The organism is Kitasatospora sp. NPDC028055 (assembly GCF_040637885.1).
Lineage (GTDB): Bacteria > Actinomycetota > Actinomycetes > Streptomycetales > Streptomycetaceae > Kitasatospora.
Genome location: NZ_JBEZXE010000024.1, coordinates 41312 through 58937 on the forward strand (window position 1 = coordinate 41312; position 17626 = coordinate 58937).

A 17626-nucleotide genomic window follows, 5' to 3' on the forward strand; every position below is an offset into this window, starting at 1 on the left:
GAACCGATCAGCCGCCCGGAGACGTTTCGCGACGCCACCGGGCGGTCTGGTATGCGCCCGACCAGCTGTCGGCGGCCGCGACCGTCGCCGACCCGCCGCCCGCGCCGCCGCCCGCCGACGTTGCCGAGGACCGCCCCGATGAGAGAAGCCACCAGCCCCGACGGTCGGCCGCGCCGCCGCTCCGCGCGGCGCACCGTCGCCCTGACCGCGGCCGCCGTGCTGCTGGCGCTGGTCGCCGCGCCGGTCGGCATCGGCCGGGCCCTGGGCGCGCACCAACCGCTCACCGCGCTCGCGGTGGCCGCCGTGGCGGTGCTCTGGCTGATCGTGGTCGGCCTGGCCGCGAGCGGCGCCGAGCGCGCCCGCCGGCTGACCGGGGACCTGGCCGCCCAGCACCAGGAGACCCGGGCCGCGCTGGTCGCCGCCGGCACCGCCCGGCAGGCCGAGACGGCCGCCCAGGACCGGGCCGCCGCCGCGTTCGCCGAACGGGACGCCGCCCGGGCCGAGCACGCCCGGGTCGAGGCGGACCTCACCGCCGCGCAGGCCGAGTCGGCCCGACTGGGGGCCGAGCTGGCGGCCGAGCGGGCCGCGGCCGGCGCGGAGCGGGAGCGGGTCGCCGCCGAGCGGGCCGAACTGGAGCGGATCCCCGAGGGCGTGCTGCCCGAGCTGGTGAAGAAGCTGCGCGGGGGCGCGTCCGTGGACAGTGCGCTGGCCGCCCACCGCCGGCACCCCCAGTACGCGCTGCTGCGGGCGGTCGGCGAGGAGGTCGGCCGCGGCGAGCGGCTGCGGGCCGCCGCGCTCGCGGTCTGCGCGACCGCAGCCGGCCGGGTCCAGGCGCTGGCCACGAGCATGCACGCCGAACTGCGCGAGATGCAGCACCGGCACGACGAGGAGGTCCTCGGCGACCTGCTGCGGCTGGACCACTCGACCGCCCAGGCGGGCCGGATGGCGGACAGCATCGCGGTGCTCACCGGTGCCCGCTCCGGCCGCCGTTGGGCCAAGCCGATCGCGGTGGAGTCGGTGCTGCGCGGTGCGCTCGGCCGGATCGGCGCCTACCAGCGGGTGCGGCTGCACAACGCCAGCACCGCCGCGGTGGCCGGCTTCGCGGCCGAGGGCGTGATGCACGCGCTGGCCGAACTGCTGGACAACGCCACCAACTTCTCCGCCCCGCCGGCCGAGGTGCACGTCTACGTCGAGGAGGTGCCGGCCGGTCTGGCGGTCACCGTCGAGGACAGCGGGCTGGGCCTGAGCGACAGTTGGCTGCGCCGGGCCGAACGCGCCGTCTCCGCCGAGCCGCTGGACCTCGCCACGCTGTCCGCCGGCACCCGGCTGGGCCTCGCGGTGGTCGGTGTGCTGGCCCGTAAGCACGGGCTGCAGATCTCCTTCCGGCCGTCGGCCCGCGGCGGCACCGGGGTGGTGATGCTGATCCCGCAGCAGGTGGTCACCCACCCGGCTCCGGCGCCCGCCCCGGCGGCCGCGCCCGTGACGGCTTCCGGGGCGGCTTCCGGGCCCGCCGTGGAGTCCGTGCGCCCCGCGCTCACTCCCGCCCGCCCGGCGCCCGCCTCGTTGCCGCCCGTGCCCGCCGCGCCGAGCGCCGCCCCGACCGCGGTACCGACCGCGGCACCGGCCGCGGTACCGGCCGCGGTACCGGCCGCCACGGCGGTCCCGGCGCCCGCCGCGCCTGCCCAGACCCCGTCCGGGCCGACCCGGATGACCGACAGCGGCCTGCCGCAGCGCCGCCGCGGGCAGACGCTGGCCACCACCACCCCGGCGGCGGCCCCGGCCGCGAAGCCCGTACGGACCGACGCGGTGCGCGCCGCCGCCCGGTTCGGGGCCTTCCGCCGGGCCGCCCAGCCGGCGCTGCCCGCCCCCGGGACGGCGCCGACCGCGGACTCCGAGACCACGCCCGACGCTTCCCCCGTCACCGAGAAGGACTCCCGATGAGCAGCGCCACCGACCGCGACCTCGACTGGCTGTTGGAAAACCTGCTGGCGGCAACCCCCGGCTCCCGGCACGCCCTGGTGCTGTCCGCCGACGGCCTCAAGCTCTGCCACACCGCCGGGCTGAGCGCCGACCAGGCCGACCAGCTGGCGGCGATCGCCTCCGGGCTGCAGAGCCTGGCGCACGGCGCCTCGATCGAGTTCGGGGACGGCAGCGGCGGCGTCCGGCAGTCGATGACCGAGTTCCACGGCGGCATCCTGTGCATCGTGGCGGCCGGTGAGGGCGCGCACCTCGCGGTGGTCACGGACGACGAGGCGGACGTGGGCGTGGTCGGCCACAACATGCACGGCCTGATCGAGCAGATCGGCGTCCACCTCAGCGCGCCCGCCCGGGAGGCGGCCGCGGAGTCCGGCGCGGCCGCCGCGGGCGAGAGCGCCGGGATATGAACGCCGGGCCGGTGCTGCCGGGCCGGGACGACGACCCGGACCGCCTCTACACCATCACCGGGGGTCGCAGCCGCGCCCCTTCGGTCGCCTTCGACCTGGTCACCCTGATCGTCGCGGAGCGACAGCCGGCGCCGGGGATGCAGTCGGAGCACGTCCGGATCCTGCGGATGTGCGAGGCCCCGACGGCCGTGGTGGAGGTGGCGGCGGAACTGTCGCTGCCGGTCTCGGTGGTGAAGATCCTGCTCGGCGACCTGCTGGAGGCCGGGGCGGTCACCGCCCGGCACCCCAGGTTCGCGCCGAACAAGGCCCGGCTGCCCGATCTCGACACGTTGAAGCAGGTGCTGCATGGCCTCCAACGGCTCTGACCTCCAGGACCTCCGGCCCGCGGCGCGCACCCCGCTGCGGGCGACCGCCGACAACGCGCTGAAGATCGTGGTGGTCGGCGGGTTCGGGGTGGGCAAGACCACCCTGGTCGGCTCGGTCAGCGAGATCCGCCCGCTGAACACCGAGGAGGTGATGACCCGGGCGGGGGAGGGCATCGACCCGGCCGGCAGCTGGGGCAAGCGCTCCACCACCGTCGCCTTCGACTTCGGCCGGATCACCCTGTCGGAGCGCCAGGTGCTGTACCTGTTCGGCGCGCCCGGGCAGGAGCGCTTCTGGTTCCTCTGGGACCGGCTGTTCAGCGGTGCGCTGGGGGCGGTCGTGCTGGTGGACACCCGGCGGCTGGAGGACTCCTGGTACGCGATCGACCGGCTGGAGCACCACGGCACGCCGTTCGTCGTGGCCCGCAACAACTTCGGCGAGCCCGGCCACACCCTGGAGCAGGTCCGGGAGGCGCTGGACCTGCCGCCGGAGGTCCCGCTGGTGGACTGCGACGCCCGTGACCGGGAGTCCGGCAAGCGGGTGCTGATCGCGCTGGTCCACCACCTGGCCGCCCTCGCCGGGGCCGACGCGGCGGCGCTGGCCGAACCCGGCGAACCCGGCACGGCGGCGCCGGCCGAACCCGGCACGGCGGTCGGGCCCGATGCGGCCCCCGGACCCGATGCGGCCTCCAGGCCCGACGAGCCGGGTGAGCCGACCGTCCCCGGCGCACCCGACGCGATCTACGAGGAGAGCACCCCGTGACCGAGCCCGCCGTCACCCCGCCCCCGGGCTGCCCGGCGCACACCGGCGCCACGCCGCTGTACGGGCCGCGCTTCCAGACCGACCCGGCCCAGCTCTACCGCGAGCTGCGCGCCGCCCACGGCCCGGTCGCCCCGGTCGAGCTGGCCGGCGGCGTGCCCGCCTGGCTGGTCATCGGCTACCGGGAGCTCCAGCAGGTCACCGGCCAACCGCAGCTGTTCGGCCGGGACTCCAGCCGCTGGCACGCGTGGCAGACGCTGCCCGCGGACTGGCCGTTGAAGCCGATGATGGCCCCGGTGCCGTCGATCCTGTACGCGGAGGGCGAGGAGCACGTCCGGCGGTCCCGGGCGGTCACCGACGCGCTGGCCGGGATCGACCCGTACGAGCTGCGCAAGCACGCCGAGGAGATCGCCGACGGGCTGATCGACGAGTTCGCCGGGCGCGGCGAGGCCGATCTGGTCGCCGAGTACGCGCACCGGATGCCGCTGCTGGTGCTGTGCCGGGTGCTGGGCCTGGACGAGGAGCAGGCGCCGCAGCTCATCGCGGCGCTGCTGGCCATGCTGGACGGCGGTGCGGACGCCCCGGCCGGCGCCCAGCGGCTGCTGGAGCTGATGCTCGCGCTGGTGGAGGAGAAGTCCGAGCGCCCGGGGGCCGACGTGGCCTCGCGGATGCTGGAGCACCCGGCGGGGCTGACCCACGACGAGGTGATGCGGGACCTGCGGGTGCTGCTGATCTCCGGCCACCAGCCGAGCTCGTACTGGATCTCCAACGCGCTGCGGCTGATGCTCACCGACGAGCGGTTCTCCGCGTCGCTGGCGGGCGGGCGGCGCAGCATCAGCCAGGCGCTCAACGAGGCGCTCTGGGAGGACACGCCGGTCCAGATCTTCGCCGGGCGCTGGGCGGTGCGGGACACCCAGCTCGGCGGCCAGCGGATCGCCGAGGGCGACATGCTGCTGCTGGGTTTCGCCGGGGCCAACGCGGACCCGTCGGTGCGCCAGGCCGACGGCCGTCCGGCCGAGGGGAACCGGGCGCACATGAGCTACTCGTACGGCGAGCACGGCTGCCCGTTCCCGGCCCAGGAGGCGGCCGAGGTGATCGCCACCACCGCGATCGAGGTGCTGCTGGACCGGCTGCCGGACCTGCGGCTGGCGGTGGCCGAGCACGCCTTGGTGTGGCGGCCCTCGGCCTGGGTGCGCGGACTGGTCGCGCTGCCGGTCTCGTTCAGCCCGGGGTACTAGCCCACGCCCTGGGGAGGTCTTGCGGATCTTGGTCGGGCCGGTCAGGATCCACAGGACGTGCACAACCGTTCGAAGACCCCTTACGTCAAGGAGAGTTGCCGCCGATGACCGCTGCCCCGGCCCCGGCCCCGATCGCCCTCGACCCGTTGGCCCGCGACAACGCCGCCGAGGGTGCCCTGCTGCGGGCCGCCGGTCCGGCGGTGCCGGTCGTGCTGCCCGGCGGGGTCGCCGCCTGGGCGGTGACCCGGCACGCGGCCGCGCGCGACCTGCTGACCGACGCCCGGTTGGTCAAGGACGCCCGGCACTGGGCGGCCTACCAGCGCGGTGAGGTGCCGAAGACCTGGCCGCTGATCGGCCTGGCGGTGCCGGGCCCGAGCATGGTGACCACGGACGGTGCCGAGCACCGCCGGCTGCGGGCGCTGGTCGCCCAGGCCTTCACCCCGCGCCGGGTCGAGCTGATGCGCCCGCGGGTGGAGGAGATCACCCACGCGCTGCTGGACGCCCTGGCGGCCGGGGAGCCGCTGGTCGACCTCAAGTCGGCCTTCGCCTTCCCGCTGCCGATGACGGTGATCTGCTCGCTGCTGGGCGTCCCGGAGTCGGAGCACGGCCTGCTGCGCGACCTGTACGAGCGGTTCTTCGGGGTCAAGCCCGACCCGGAGGGCATCCAGGCGACCGTCGCCGGGCTGAACGCCTTCGTCAACGGCCTGGTGGCGCAGCGCCGTTCGGCGCCGGGCGAGGACCTGGCGAGCGCGCTGCTGGCGGCGGACACCGAGGGCGGGGCGCTCACCGACGCGGAGGCGGCGGCCACCCTGCGGGTGATCATCGCGGCCGGCCACGAGACCACCGTCAACCTGATCGGCAACGCGGTGCGGGCGCTGCTGGCGCACCCGGACCAGCTGGCGCTGGTGCGCGCGGGCGAGGTCTCCTGGGACGCGGTGATCGAGGAGTCGCTCCGCTGGACCCCGCCGACCAGCAACTTCCTGTTCCGCTTCGCCGCCGAGCCGATCGAGGTCGGCGAGCTGGTGATCCCGGCGGGCGACCCGGTGCTGGTCTCGTACAACGCCATCGGCCGGGACCCGCTGCAGCACGGGGTGACGGCGGAGCTGTTCGACATCACCCGGGACCCGACCCGGCACCTCTCCTTCGGCCACGGTCCACACGTCTGCCCCGGCTCGCCGCTGGCCCGGCTGGAGGCGGCGGTCGCGCTGCCGGCGCTGTTCGAGCGCTTCCCCGGGCTGTCACTGACCGTGCCGGACGGCGAGCTGCGGCCGAGCCCGTCGCTGGTGGTGAACAGCCTGCAGGAGCTGCCCGTCCGGCTCTGGTGACCGGCCCGACCGGCATCGTCTGACGGTTCGTCAGATACGCGGCCCCGTCCGGATTCCGGGCGGGGCCGCAGGGGTTAGCGGGGCATGCCCGCGGGCCCTCGGAGGGCGGTCGCCGGTTTCGGACGTGATGATCGGGGCACCGGTGTGGGGGAAGGTCGACCATGGACCTTGGCGGCGGCGGAAGGCTGCGTTAACGTCGTCGGACCGGTTCGGCCGTCCGTTCGTTCGTCCGTCCGTCCGTTCGTCCGCCCGCCCAGCGATCCCTGCACGCCCATCTCCGGTACAGCGCAATGTCGTTCAGTCCACCCGAGGCAGCCCACCCGAGGCAGCACGCCCTGGCGAGGAGGACCGCATTGACCCTCAACCCGAACGCGCCGTCCGCGAGTTCACGCCGTCGAACGGTGGCCGTACCCGCCCTGCTGGCGGCGCTGGCCCTGACCGCGGCCTGCTCGAACAGCTCCGGCGGTTCGGGCGGCGGCGACGGGGCGGCCCGGACGCTGACCGGCGACTGCGCCAAGTACCAGCCGTACGCCGGGCATTCGGGCACCACGGTGACGATGTTCGCCTCGATCCTCAGTCCGGAGTCGGACAACCTGGAGAAGTCCTGGGCCGAGTTCAGCTCGTGCACCGGGATCAAGATCAGCTACGAGGGGTCCAACGACTTCGAGTCCCAGCTGCCGGTCCGGGTGGCCGGCGGCAACGCCCCGGACTTCGCGATCATCCCCCAGCCGGGCCTGCTGGCGCAGATGGTGAAGAGCGGCAAGGTGGTCAAGCCGCCCGCCCAGACCGTCGCCAACCAGGACAAGTGGAGCCCGGTCTGGAAGACCTACGGCTCGGTCGACGGCACCTTCTACGCGGCGCCGATGAGCGCCAACATGAAGTCCCTGGTCTGGTACTCGCCGAAGGCCTTCAAGGCGGCCGGCTACGAGGTGCCGAAGACCTGGGCGGACCTCATGGCGCTCAGCGACCGGATCGCCAAGGCGGGCGGCCCCAAGCCCTGGTGCGGGGGCATCGCCTCCGGCACGGCCACCGGCTGGCCGGCCACCGACTGGCTGGAGGAGGTGGTCCTGGGCACGTACGGCGGTGAGGTGTACGACCAGTGGGTCGGCCACCAGGTGAAGTTCTCCGACCAGAAGATCGCCACGGCGATGCGGACGGTCGCCGACTGGATGCTGAACCCGGCCTGGGTCAACGGCGGTTACGGCGACGTCAAGTCGATCGCCACCACCACCTTCCAGGACGCGGGCGCGCCGATCCTCACCGGCAAGTGCGCGATGCTCCAGCAGGCCTCCTTCTACGAGGCGCAGTGGCCCAAGGGCACCAAGGTCGCCCCGGACGGCGACGTCTTCGCCTTCCACCTGCCCGCCGTCAACCCGGCGATCGCCAACCCGGTCGAGGGCGGCGGCGAGTTCCTGGCCGCCTTCTCCAGCAAGCCCGAGGCGCAGGCGGTGCAGAACTACCTGTCCAGTTCGGACTGGGCGAGCAGCCGGGTGAGGACCGCGACCGGCTGGGTCTCGGCCAACCAGGGCGTGGACAAGTCCCTGTACACGGATCCGATCGACAAGCTCTCCGCGGAGGCGCTGACCGACCCGAGCGCCACCTTCCGCTTCGACGCCTCCGACATGATGCCGGCGGCCGTCGGCTCCGGGCAGGAGTGGAAGTCGCTGACCGCCTGGTTCGCCGAGGGGCAGTCGATCCAGAAGGTCGCCGCCGACATCGACGCCGCCTGGCCGAAGTAGCCCACCGAGGCAACTGTTGGGGGCAGCTGTCGAGGCAGCCGTCGAAGCGGTCCGCCCGGCCGGACGTCCGGGACCACCCGCCGAGGGCGGTGCGGGGCCACCCACCCGCACCGCCCGCCCCTCCTCCCCGTCACCTGCTCCCTGATCTGCTCCCTGACCCCGCTTCCCCTTCCTGCTGGACGAACCGAAGGGACGTGCAGCCATGCCCGTAACCGGCTCCCCGCCGGCCGCCGGCTCCCTGGCCGTCGGCGCCTGGGGCGACGCGGCGATCAAGTTCGGCAACAGCTTCGGCGCGATCGCGGGCTTCCTCGGCGTCCTGCTGGTGGTCTTCCTGGTGGCCGGACGCGCCCGGGGCCGGCTGGCCCGCCCGCTGGCCGTCCTGGTCTTCCTGGGCCCGGCGGTGCTGCTGCTGGCGGTCGGCCTGGTGGCGCCGCTGATCCGTACGGTCTACCTGAGCCTGCACAGCGCGGACGGCAGCACCTTCGTCGGCGGCGAGAACTTCGGCTGGGCGTTCACCACCGACTCGGTGCGGAAGGTGCTGCTCAACACCCTGCTGTGGCTGGTGGTCGCGCCGCTGGTGGCGACCGGTCTCGGCCTGGTGCTGGCGCTGCTGGTGGACCGGATGCGCGGCCAGTCGGTCTACAAGTCGCTGATCTTCATGCCGATGGCGATCTCGCTGGTGGGCGCCTCGATCATCTTCAAGTTCGTCTACGAGGCGCGCGGCAAGGATCAGCCGCAGATCGGCCTGCTCAGCCAGCTCGCCCACGCGGTGGGCTGGTCGGACCCGCCCAACTGGCTGCTCAGCCAGCCGCTGAACACCTTCCTGCTGATGGCGGTGATGGTCTGGGTGCAGACCGGCTTCGCGATGGTGGTGCTCTCGGCGGCGATCAAGGCGATCCCGGACGAGGTGGTGGAGGCGGCCCGGCTCGACGGTGCGACCGGGGCGCGGCTGTTCTGGCACGTCACCGTGCCGATGATCCGCACCACGGTGATGGTCGTGCTGACCACTGTCATGATCATCACCTTGAAGGCCTTCGACATCGTCCGCACCATGACCGGCGGCAACTTCGGCACCCAGGTGCTGGCCAACGAGATGTACTCGCAGTCCTTCGTGCAGTTCAACGACGGGCGGGGCGGCGCCCTCGCGGTCCTGCTGTTCCTCGCGGTGCTGCCGCTGGTGGCCTACAACATCGTCCAGCTGCGGAGGGAGCGTGAGGTGCGGTGAGCACTCCTGAGGCGAAAGCCGTCAGCCGCCGTCCGGCCGGGGGGAGCCCCGTGCGGAAGGCTTTCAGCAGCCCCCTGGCCTCGCTGTTCGTGATCGCCGTGACGGTGCTCTGGACGGTCCCGACCCTCGGCCTGCTGGTGACCTCGCTGCGCCCCAAGCAGGACGTGACGAAGGACGGCTGGTGGAACGCCCTGCTCCACCCGGACTTCGGCCTCGGCAACTACCACGCGGTGCTGTTCGAGGGCGGCTCCGGCGGCTCCACCGGCCTGATGCCCTTCCTGGTGAACTCGCTGGCGATCAGCATCCCGGCCACCTTCTTCCCGCTGGTGCTCGCGGCGATGGCGGCGTACGCGCTGGCGTGGGTGCGGTTCCGGGGGAGCGACGCGGTGTTCTTCACGGTGTTCGCGCTCCAGGTGGTGCCGCTCCAGATGGCGCTGATCCCGCTGCTCCGGCTGTTCTCCGGCGGTGCGCACCTGGGGGCGCTGACGCTGATCCCCGCGGTGGACCTCAAGGGCAGCTACGCGCCCGTCTGGCTGGCGCACACCATGTTCGCGATGCCGCTGGCGGTGTTCCTGCTGCACAACTTCATCGCCCAGCTGCCGCGCGACCTGATGGAGGCGGCGGTGGTGGACGGCGCCTCGCACTTCAAGATCTTCCGTTCGATCGTGCTGCCGCTGTGCGCCCCGGCGCTGGCCTCGTTCGCGATCTTCCAGTTCCTCTGGGTCTGGAACGACCTGCTGGTCGCGCTCACCTTCGCCGGCGGCACGCCGGAGGTGGCGCCGATGACGGTCCGGCTGGCGCAGCTGTCCGGGTCGCTGGGCGGGCGCTGGGAGCTGCTCACGGCGGGGGCGTTCCTGTCGATCACCGTGCCGCTGGTCGTCTTCTTCGGCCTGCAGCGGTACTTCGTCCGAGGACTGCTGGCGGGCTCGGTCAAGGGGTAGGGCGGGCGGCTCCGGCGGTACGCCTTGGTGCCAGCGGGCCCGGGAGGCTTCTGAACGCGTTCAGAACCAACTTTTGAACTTGTTCAGAATCGTCTACAGTCGGCTGCGGCAGGGCGTCGAGAGCGCCCGCCCCGCGGACCGCCCGGAGGACGGCTTCCGCATGCCCGCCGACCACCGAGGGTGACTCATGCCAGGCCCGTCCACGCCTGCCCCGTCCGATCCGCAGCCGGGGGCCGAGCGCGGCCCGTCGGTCGACCACGGCCCGTCGGCCGAGCACAGCCCGTCGGCGGAGTACGGCCCGTCGGTCGAGTACGGCCCGTCGGCGGAGTACGGCCCGTCGGTCGAGTACGGCCCGTCGGCGGAGTACGGCCCGTCGGTCGAGTACGGCCCGTCGGCCGAGCCGGACGCGCAAGCCGCCCCGGACTCGCCGTTCGACATGTACCGGCCCGGCGCCCCGTACCGCTCGCCGAGCGCCCCCGTGCCCCCGCCGCCCGGCCGGCTGCGCGCCACCGACCCCGAACGGCACGCGGCCGCCACCCCCCGGGTCCTCCTGCTCGCCCTGCTCGCGGGTCTGCTGACGGCCTGGCTGCTGTACGACGGAGTCGGCGCCAACCTGCTGATCTGCGGTGCCGCCACGGCCGTCGTCGCCGGCCTGGTCGCCCGTACGGCCGGCCGCCGGATCCGGCCCTGGACCCTCGTCTGGAGCCTGCTGGCCCTCGCCCTGCTCGCCGTCCCGGCCCGCTGGGACGCGGGCTGGCCCGCGCTGCTCGCCTCCGGCTGCGCGCTGGGGCTGGCCTCGCTCGCCCTGCACGGCGGGCGCCGCTGGGCGGGGGTGCTGCTCGCCCTGCCCGCCCTGGTCTGGCAGTTGATCCCGGGCGTGAGCTGGATCTGGGACAGCCTGGAGGGCCGGCCGCTGCCGGGGGCCGGACGGGTCGTCCCGGTGCTCAAGGCGCTCGCGGTCGCCGCCGTCCTGCTGACCGTCTTCGGCCTGCTCTTCGCCGGCGCGGACGCCGCCATGGCGGACCTGCTGACCGGCCTGGTCCCCAGCTTCGACGTCCACCAACTGCCGGGGCGCGGCGCGCTGTTCGGGCTCGGCACGCTCGCCGCCCTCGGCTTCGCGCACATCGCCGCCGGACCGCGCCGCTGGGACCGGCTGGAGGTTCGCCCGGGCCGCGAACGGCGGCGGCTGGAATGGGCTCTGCCGCTGGTCGCGCTCGACCTGCTGTTCGGCGCCTTCGCGGTGATCCAGGCGGTCGTGGTGCTCGGCGGCGCGGACGCCGTGCTGGCCAACACCGGGATGAGCCGCTCCGCGTACGCCCGGCAGGGCTTCTGGCAGCTGAGCGTGATCACCGTGCTGACCCTGGTCGTGGTGGCCGTCGCCAAGCGCTGGGCGCCGCGCACCACCCCGGGTGACCGCCGACTGGCCAGGATCCTGCTCGGACTGCTCTGCCTGCTCGCGCTGGTCGTGGTCGCCTCGGCGCTCGGCCGGATGTGGTTCTACGTGGACGCCTCCGGGCTCACCAGGCTGCGGCTGTGGGTGCTGGTGGTCGAGATCTGGCTGGGCGCCGTGTTCCTGCTGCTGCTCGCCGCCGGCCTCACCCGCCGGGGCGGGGGCTGGCTGCCGCGCGCCGTCGTCCTCAGCGGGATGCTCACTGTCGCCGTGTACGGGCTGATGGGGCCGGACGCGATCGTCGCGGAGCAGAACGTGGCCCGGTACGAGCGGTCGGAGCAGATCGACCTGCGCAACGTCCGTGACCTCTCGGCGGACGCGGTGCCCGCCCTGGACCGGCTGCCCGAGCCGGAGCGGTCCTGCGCGCTGCAACTGATCCGGCGGGACCTGGACCAGGACACCCGGCCCTGGTACGCCGCCGGCGGCTCGGTCGCCGGGGCCCGGCAGGTCCTGACGGAGCGGCCGCTGGTGGAGGGGCCGAGGTCGGGCCGGGGGCCCTGCGAGTGGGCCGGGCTGGCGCCCGAGCGGGGCTGGTAGCGGGCACCGGGGTCGGGCCGGGTACGGCTCGGACGTGCTGCGGGCCGGCCGGGAGCGTGTTGCTCCCGGCCGGCCCGTTTGCGGTTCCGCCGCCCCTGCGGGGGCCGGTGCGGATCAGTGCATCGCGATGCCGGCGCTGTCGCCGCTCGGCAGGTCGCTCGCCTTCGCCTTGATGACGAGGATCGCGACCAGCAGCGCGACCCCGGCGAGCACCGCGCCGACGATGAAGCCGTGCGAGATCCCCTGGGCGAGCACCGAGTTGGCGGCCTCGGAACCCGGCGGGAAGTCGTGCTTCTCCTGGAAGTAGGCGAGCTGGTCCGGTGCGGCCGTGTGCATGAAGGCGGGCAGCTGCGCGTTGAACTCGGGCACGGCGTAGTGCGCGAAGACCGTGGTCAGGATCGACAGGCCGAGCGAACCGCCGATCTGCTGCATCGAGTTGAGCAGGCCGGAGGCGGCGCCGGTCTCCTCGCCGGGGACGCCCGCGACCGAGAGCAGCATCACCGGGACGAAGATCAGGCCCATGCCGAGGCCGAAGATCACCGTCGGGGCCAGCACGCCGTCCAGGTAGCCACTGTCCTTGTGGATCTGGGTCAGCCAGGTGAGGCCGATGGTGACCAGCAGCGCGCCGCCCACCATGAACGGCTTCGGGCCGTACTTGGCCTGGAAGGCCGAGGCGAGCTGAGCGGCGATGATGATCGACACGCTGATCGGCAGGAACGAGACACCGGCCTTGAGCGGGCTGTACCCGAGCGGGCCCTGCACGAACAGGACGACGTAGAAGAAGATGCCGAACATGGCCGCGGCCAGGCAGAGCATCATCACCAGGCCGCCGGTGCGGTTGCGGTCGGCGAACAGGTGCAGCGGGGTGATCGGCTGGTCTGTGCGCCGCTCGATCACGATGAAGGCGGCCAGCAGGAGCGCACCGGCGGCGAAGGAGCCGAGCGTCAGGGGGTCCGACCAGCCGTCCGAGGCGGCCCGGATGAAGCCGTAGACCAGGCCGACCAGGCCGAGGGTCGAGGTGAAGGCGCCGGGCAGGTCGAAGCGGCCCGGGTGGCGCTCGGACTCGGCGATGTAGCGCGGCGCGGCGATCGCGATCAGCACGGCGATCGGCACGTTGACGAAGAACACCCAGCGCCAGTCCAGGTACTCGGTCAGCAGGCCGCCGGCCAGCAGGCCGATCGCGGCCCCCGAACCGGCCACCGCCGAGAAGACGCCGAACGCCTTGTTGCGTTCCGGCCCCTCCTCGAAGTTGGTGGCGATCAGGGCGAAGGCGGTGGGTGAGCAGATCGCGCCACCGATGCCCTGGAGCGCGCGGGCGGCCAGCAGCAGCGTGCTGTCCTGGGCGAAGCCGCCCAGCAGCGAGGCCAGGCCGAACAGCAGGGTGCCGAAGATGAACACCCGGCGGCGGCCGAGGATGTCGCCCGCCCGGCCGCCGAGCAGCAGCAGCCCGCCGAAGGTCAGCGTGTAGGCGTTGATGACCCAGGACAGGTCGGTGGTCGAGAAGTTCAGCGCGTCCTTGATGTGCGGCAGCGCGATGTTCACGATGGTCGCGTCGAGCACCACCATGAGCTGGGTGGCCGCGATGACGGCCAGGGTGATGTTCTTCCCCCGGCCCTGGCCGGTTTTCGGCGGTGAGTTCTTGCTGAGCGTGTCGGAGATAGCCACGAACTGTGCCCCCTGCTGGCTGTGCGCGCGGTGCGGTCGGTGCGATGGGTGTGGTGGATGCGGTGGGTGTGGTGGTGCGCTCGGTGTGCGGGAACTGCGGTGCGTCGGCGGTGCAACGGTGGTGCATCGGTGGTGCTTCGCGTGTCCGGGGCCGCAGCGGATCCGCCGGCCCGAACGCGCCGCTGCGCTTCGGCGCAGGCTGGGAAGGAACGATGCCGTTCACTAATCTGGACGATAGCCTGGGCTCGATAGTGAACGCAAGCGTTCCTTAAGGATGGTGGCAATGGATCGGTTGACATGGCGCCCGGCGGCGGACCGGACGTCCGGGGGCTCCGCCGTGCCGTTGCCGTCCGGCGTGCTCCCGGTGGCGCCGGGGGTGCCGGGGGTTTCGGTGGCGCCAGGCGTACCGGCGGTGTCGGGCGTACCGGTGGTGCCGGGAGTGCAGCCGGTGTCGGGAGCGCCGGGAGAGGGGTCTGAGCGCTATTGCCCGGTCCAGGCCGTCCGCGAGGCGCTGGCCCGGCCGGTGCGGCGCCGGGGGAAGGAGTTGGAGAACGCGATCTTCGAGGCCGCGCTCGACCAGCTCACCTCCGGCGGATTCGCGCGGCTGACGATGGAGGGCGTCGCCGGCGCGGCGCGGACCGGGAAGGCCGCGCTCTACCGGCGCTGGGCGTCCAAGGACGAACTCGTCCTCGACGCCCTGGACGCCACTCTGCCACGCCCCTGCGGCATCCCCGACCTCGGGTCCACCCGGGCCGAATTGCTGCAGCTCATCGAGTTGTTCACGGACGAGATCTGCTCCCGGGCGGGCGCCGCCCTGCACGCGCTGATGGCCGAGCTCTCCCAGCAACAGGCCGAGGTGTTCAAGGACTTCATCGTGCAGCGGGTGGTCGGGCCGACCAAGGACGCCATCCTGGACATCCTCCGCCGCGGCGTCGAGCGGGGCGACGTCCGCCCCGACGCGGTCACCCCGCTGGTCGCCGACGTCGTCCCCGCGATGCTGATGTTCCAGGTGAAGGTCTCCGAGCAGGCCCTGGCCCCGGACTTCGCGGTCCGGCTGGTGGACGACGTGCTGGTCCCGATGGTCCGCCGGACGTAGCCGGTCGGGGGCCTCCGTAGGCGGGCTTAGGCTGGAGAGCGCCCCATCGGAGGGGGCTGCACTGCCGAACGGAGTCCGTGATGCCCATCGTCCCGCCGACGCACTCCGTCGAACGCTCGCTCCGCCGGGCCGGCGCCAAGGTCGTGGTCGGGCTGGACGAGGTGGGGCGCGGCGCCTGGGCCGGACCGGTCACCGTCGGGGCCGCCGTCACCGGCCTGCGCAAGCCGCCGGAGGGGCTCACCGACTCCAAGCTGCTCACCGAGCTGCGCCGCGAGGCCCTCGCGCCGGTGCTCGCCGACTGGGTCACCGCGTACGCGCTCGGTCACGCCTCGCCGCAGGAGTGCGACGAGCTCGGCATGACGGCGGCGCTGCGGCTGGCCGCCGTCCGCGCGCTGGCGGCGCTGCCGGTCGAACCCGACGCGGTGATCCTGGACGGCAAGCACGACTACCTCGGCGGCCCGTGGCGGGTGCGCACGGTGATCAAGGGCGACCAGTCCTGCATCTGCGTCTCCGCCGCCTCGGTGCTCGCCAAGGTCCACCGTGACGGGCTGATGGCCGAACTCGGCGAGAACTGCCCGGAATACGGCTTCGCGGACAACGCCGGCTATCCGTCCCCGGTGCACCGCTCCGCGCTGGACGAGTTCGGCCCCACCGAGCACCACCGGCTCTCCTGGGCGTACTTGGACGCACTGCCCAAGTGGCGTCACCTCAAGCGCGGCCGGGACGTCATCGGCGCCGGTCAGGGATCCGCCGACGAACAGTTGACGCTCGGTTTCTGACGGTCCGTCTGGAATTGCCCGGGGTGGGGGTGACGGAGGTCCCGTGCCCAATGGGTGGGGCGCCCGTGCGCGTTCGACCGGCATTTGATAGATATCCGGGTATGCCTGTCTTCCCCGAGGAGCCGGAGATTCACGAGAGCCTCCCGGGCCCCGGCGTTCCCTTCCCCCGCGAGTCGGACGCACAAGCCCTCCACGCGCCTGCCACCGGCGGCGCACCCGCCACCGCACCCACCACCACTGCCGCCGCGCCGCTCCCGGTGCCCGGCCCGCGCCCGGCGCCCCCGCGTCCGGCACCGCCGCGTGCCGACCGTCCGGGACCGTCGCGCCTGATCCCCAAGCCCGGTCCGGCACCGCGCCGCCCGGCCACGGCTCCGGCCCCGGCCCCGGCTCCGGCCCCGGCCACGGCTCCGGCCCCGGCCACGGCTCCGGCCCCGGCCCCGGCTCCGGCCCCGGCCACGGCTCCGGCCCCGGCCCCGGCCACGGCCCCGGCCACGGCTCCGGCCTCGGCCGCCGCTCCGGCCCCGGCTGCGTCGCAGGTCGAGGTCCAGCGCATCGCGGCCACCCCGGCGCAGGCGCTGGAACGCGCCGACGACGCGGTCGATCTGCTCCTGGAGTCGGGCCGCGACCCGGGCCAGATCCTGGTGCTGACCGTCGGCGACGCCCACCCCTGGCAGCAGCACGAGCTGTCCTTCGGCGAGGAGCGCTACTGGGCGCAACTCGCCGAGGGCGGCGACGTGTTCTACGCGGACGCGGCGCTGACCAGGCCGGTCCGCCGCGATGTGGTCGTGCTGGTGGTCAACGGCGGTTCGCCCGCCCGGGCCACCGAGGCCTACGCCGACGCGCTCGGCCGCGCCAACACCCTGCTGCTGGTGTGCGGGGAGGCCGGCCCGGCCGCCGCGGGGGCGTCCGCCGCCGCACCCGGGCGTCCGGTCAAGGCCTGACCGAAGCTCCGACCGTCGTCCTCACCCCGGGCCCGGTGCCGTACGGTGCCGGGCCCGGGCTCGTTCGTACTGCCCGTCCGCGTTGCCCGTCCGTACTGCTCGCGGCCCGTGGCCGGCGGCTCGGACCGGTCACCACGTGTCGGCCAGCGGATGCCGGTCAGCGAGTGCCGGTCAGCGCGTGCCGGTGCGACGGCCCGGTTCCACGGCCGTGACCCGCGCCGGGATCCACGGCGGCTCGGCCTGCGGTGAGCGCTGCGGGGCTTCGGCTCGCTTGGCCTGTTCGGCGGCCTGCTGCCGGGCCCGCTGGCTGCGCGGGGCGTCGTCGAGCACCGACCGCGGTGGCAGCTCCGTCACGATGTGCAGCGGCCCGTCCGCCCACGAACCCGCGTGTGGATTGCGCCCGCCCCGCCCGTCGCCGAGGATCTGCCAGCCCGTCGCGGTGAGCCCGATGTACGAGCCGCAGCGCAGCCCGTGCAGCCCGGCCGCGTCCCGCAACGCCCACATCCAGGCGCCGTCCTGTTCCGTCCAGCCGGGCGCACCGTCGCGGCAGCGCAGCAGCACGGCCGTCCGGGTCGGCTCGGGCTGGCGCAGGTCGTGCGGGGTGACCCGGCGTAGGTGCGTCAGCAGGGCGTTCCGGTGCTGCCAGCCGTCGGTGTCGTGCGGCCAGGGCGTGAACGAGGCCGAGGCTGCCAGGTGGTGGAGCGCGTCCAGGACCGCCACCACGACCGTGCCCGGCTGGGGCAGGTGGCGCTGGTGCAGTTCCAGGACGAACTCGCGCGGATCGCGCAGCAACGGGATCCCCGAGGCGGTCCAGGTCTCCAGGTCCAGCAGCCGTCTGGGCGCCGAACCTCCGGAGAGGGGATGCTGACCTCGGTCGATACCGTTGATCACGATCCTCCTTCCTGGCCCGTGGGCAGGCGGGTGCCTGGGTACGCCGAAGGGCGGGCCCAGCGGACCGGATTTCGGGTACCTCCCAATTCTCAGGGCAACGGGGCCGGAGCGGCAACGATGAAATGATGAACGCCACCCGATAGCCCATGTTCTGCCGGATATGTTCCAGGTCGGCCCGAGTGGGGTTCGGGTGACGCCCGACCTTGATCCACATCACGCGAAGGGCATGTCGAACCGTTGTCGGCGCGCTGGGCCCTCCTTTCTCCGGTTGGATCTCCGATGTGATCGAAATC

General features: G+C 73.7%; 15 protein-coding genes. 13 read left to right on the forward strand and 2 right to left on the reverse strand.

Going from position 1 to position 17626, the window contains the following annotated elements; genetic code table 11:
- Nucleotides 1-138 precede the first annotated feature (138 nt).
- The 10 genes from AB0F71_RS23140 (at nucleotide 139) to AB0F71_RS23185 (ending at nucleotide 11961) form a co-directional block, all read left to right on the forward strand.
- Nucleotides 139-1941, forward strand: a complete 1803-nt coding sequence (locus AB0F71_RS23140) for an ATP-binding protein (RefSeq protein WP_360237515.1) — start codon at nucleotides 139-141, stop codon at nucleotides 1939-1941.
- Complete coding sequence (locus AB0F71_RS23145) at nucleotides 1938-2384, forward strand: roadblock/LC7 domain-containing protein (RefSeq protein ID WP_360237517.1); 447 nt, start codon at nucleotides 1938-1940, stop codon at nucleotides 2382-2384. Before AB0F71_RS23140 ends, AB0F71_RS23145 begins: the two co-directional genes overlap by 4 nt.
- Nucleotides 2381-2749 carry a DUF742 domain-containing protein gene (locus tag AB0F71_RS23150; RefSeq protein ID WP_360237519.1) on the forward strand — a complete coding sequence of 123 codons (369 nt, stop codon included), beginning with the start codon at nucleotides 2381-2383 and terminating at the stop codon, nucleotides 2747-2749. Before AB0F71_RS23145 ends, AB0F71_RS23150 begins: the two co-directional genes overlap by 4 nt.
- Entirely contained in the window at nucleotides 2730-3509 is a 780-nt protein-coding gene (locus AB0F71_RS23155; RefSeq protein WP_360237521.1) for an ATP/GTP-binding protein, read from the forward strand. Before AB0F71_RS23150 ends, AB0F71_RS23155 begins: the two co-directional genes overlap by 20 nt.
- Complete coding sequence (locus AB0F71_RS23160) at nucleotides 3506-4744, forward strand: cytochrome P450 (RefSeq protein WP_360237523.1); 1239 nt, start codon at nucleotides 3506-3508, stop codon at nucleotides 4742-4744. Before AB0F71_RS23155 ends, AB0F71_RS23160 begins: the two co-directional genes overlap by 4 nt.
- Nucleotides 4745-4848: 104 nt before the next feature.
- Complete coding sequence (locus AB0F71_RS23165; protein WP_360237525.1) at nucleotides 4849-6069, forward strand: cytochrome P450; 1221 nt, start codon at nucleotides 4849-4851, stop codon at nucleotides 6067-6069.
- Between the two features lie 353 nt (nucleotides 6070-6422).
- Nucleotides 6423-7808, forward strand: a complete 1386-nt coding sequence (locus AB0F71_RS23170; protein ID WP_360237527.1) for an ABC transporter substrate-binding protein — start codon at nucleotides 6423-6425, stop codon at nucleotides 7806-7808.
- Between the two features lie 202 nt (nucleotides 7809-8010).
- Nucleotides 8011-9033, forward strand: coding sequence for a sugar ABC transporter permease (locus AB0F71_RS23175; protein ID WP_360237529.1), 1023 nt, complete (start codon nucleotides 8011-8013; stop codon nucleotides 9031-9033).
- Nucleotides 9034-9083: 50 nt separating this feature from the next.
- Nucleotides 9084-9974, forward strand: a complete 891-nt coding sequence (locus AB0F71_RS23180) for a carbohydrate ABC transporter permease (protein ID WP_360237531.1) — start codon at nucleotides 9084-9086, stop codon at nucleotides 9972-9974.
- Nucleotides 9975-10161: 187 nt separating this feature from the next.
- A complete protein-coding gene (locus tag AB0F71_RS23185; protein WP_360237533.1) occupies nucleotides 10162-11961 on the forward strand; it encodes a DUF4153 domain-containing protein in 1800 nt (599 codons plus the stop codon).
- 114 nt (nucleotides 11962-12075) lie between these two features.
- On the opposite strand, the gene AB0F71_RS23190 is transcribed toward AB0F71_RS23185, so the two are convergent.
- Complete coding sequence (locus AB0F71_RS23190; RefSeq protein WP_360237634.1) at nucleotides 12076-13560, reverse strand: MFS transporter; 1485 nt, start codon at nucleotides 13558-13560, stop codon at nucleotides 12076-12078.
- 514 nt (nucleotides 13561-14074) lie between these two features.
- On the opposite strand from AB0F71_RS23190, the gene AB0F71_RS23195 reads away from it, so the two are divergent.
- The 3 genes from AB0F71_RS23195 to AB0F71_RS23205 all read left to right on the forward strand — a co-directional run bounded on the left by AB0F71_RS23195 (nucleotide 14075) and on the right by AB0F71_RS23205 (nucleotide 16442).
- Complete coding sequence (locus tag AB0F71_RS23195) at nucleotides 14075-14722, forward strand: TetR/AcrR family transcriptional regulator (RefSeq protein WP_360237535.1); 648 nt, start codon at nucleotides 14075-14077, stop codon at nucleotides 14720-14722.
- Between the two features lie 80 nt (nucleotides 14723-14802).
- Entirely contained in the window at nucleotides 14803-15501 is a 699-nt protein-coding gene (locus AB0F71_RS23200) for a ribonuclease HII (protein ID WP_360237537.1), read from the forward strand.
- A gap of 101 nt (nucleotides 15502-15602) precedes the next feature.
- A complete protein-coding gene (locus AB0F71_RS23205) occupies nucleotides 15603-16442 on the forward strand; it encodes a hypothetical protein (RefSeq protein ID WP_360237539.1) in 840 nt (279 codons plus the stop codon).
- Nucleotides 16443-16613: 171 nt separating this feature from the next.
- Here the strand turns inward: AB0F71_RS23205 and AB0F71_RS23210 are convergent, their stop codons facing one another.
- Nucleotides 16614-17333 carry a hypothetical protein gene (locus AB0F71_RS23210; RefSeq protein WP_360237541.1) on the reverse strand — a complete coding sequence of 240 codons (720 nt, stop codon included), beginning with the start codon at nucleotides 17331-17333 and terminating at the stop codon, nucleotides 16614-16616.
- Nucleotides 17334-17626 lie beyond the last annotated feature (293 nt).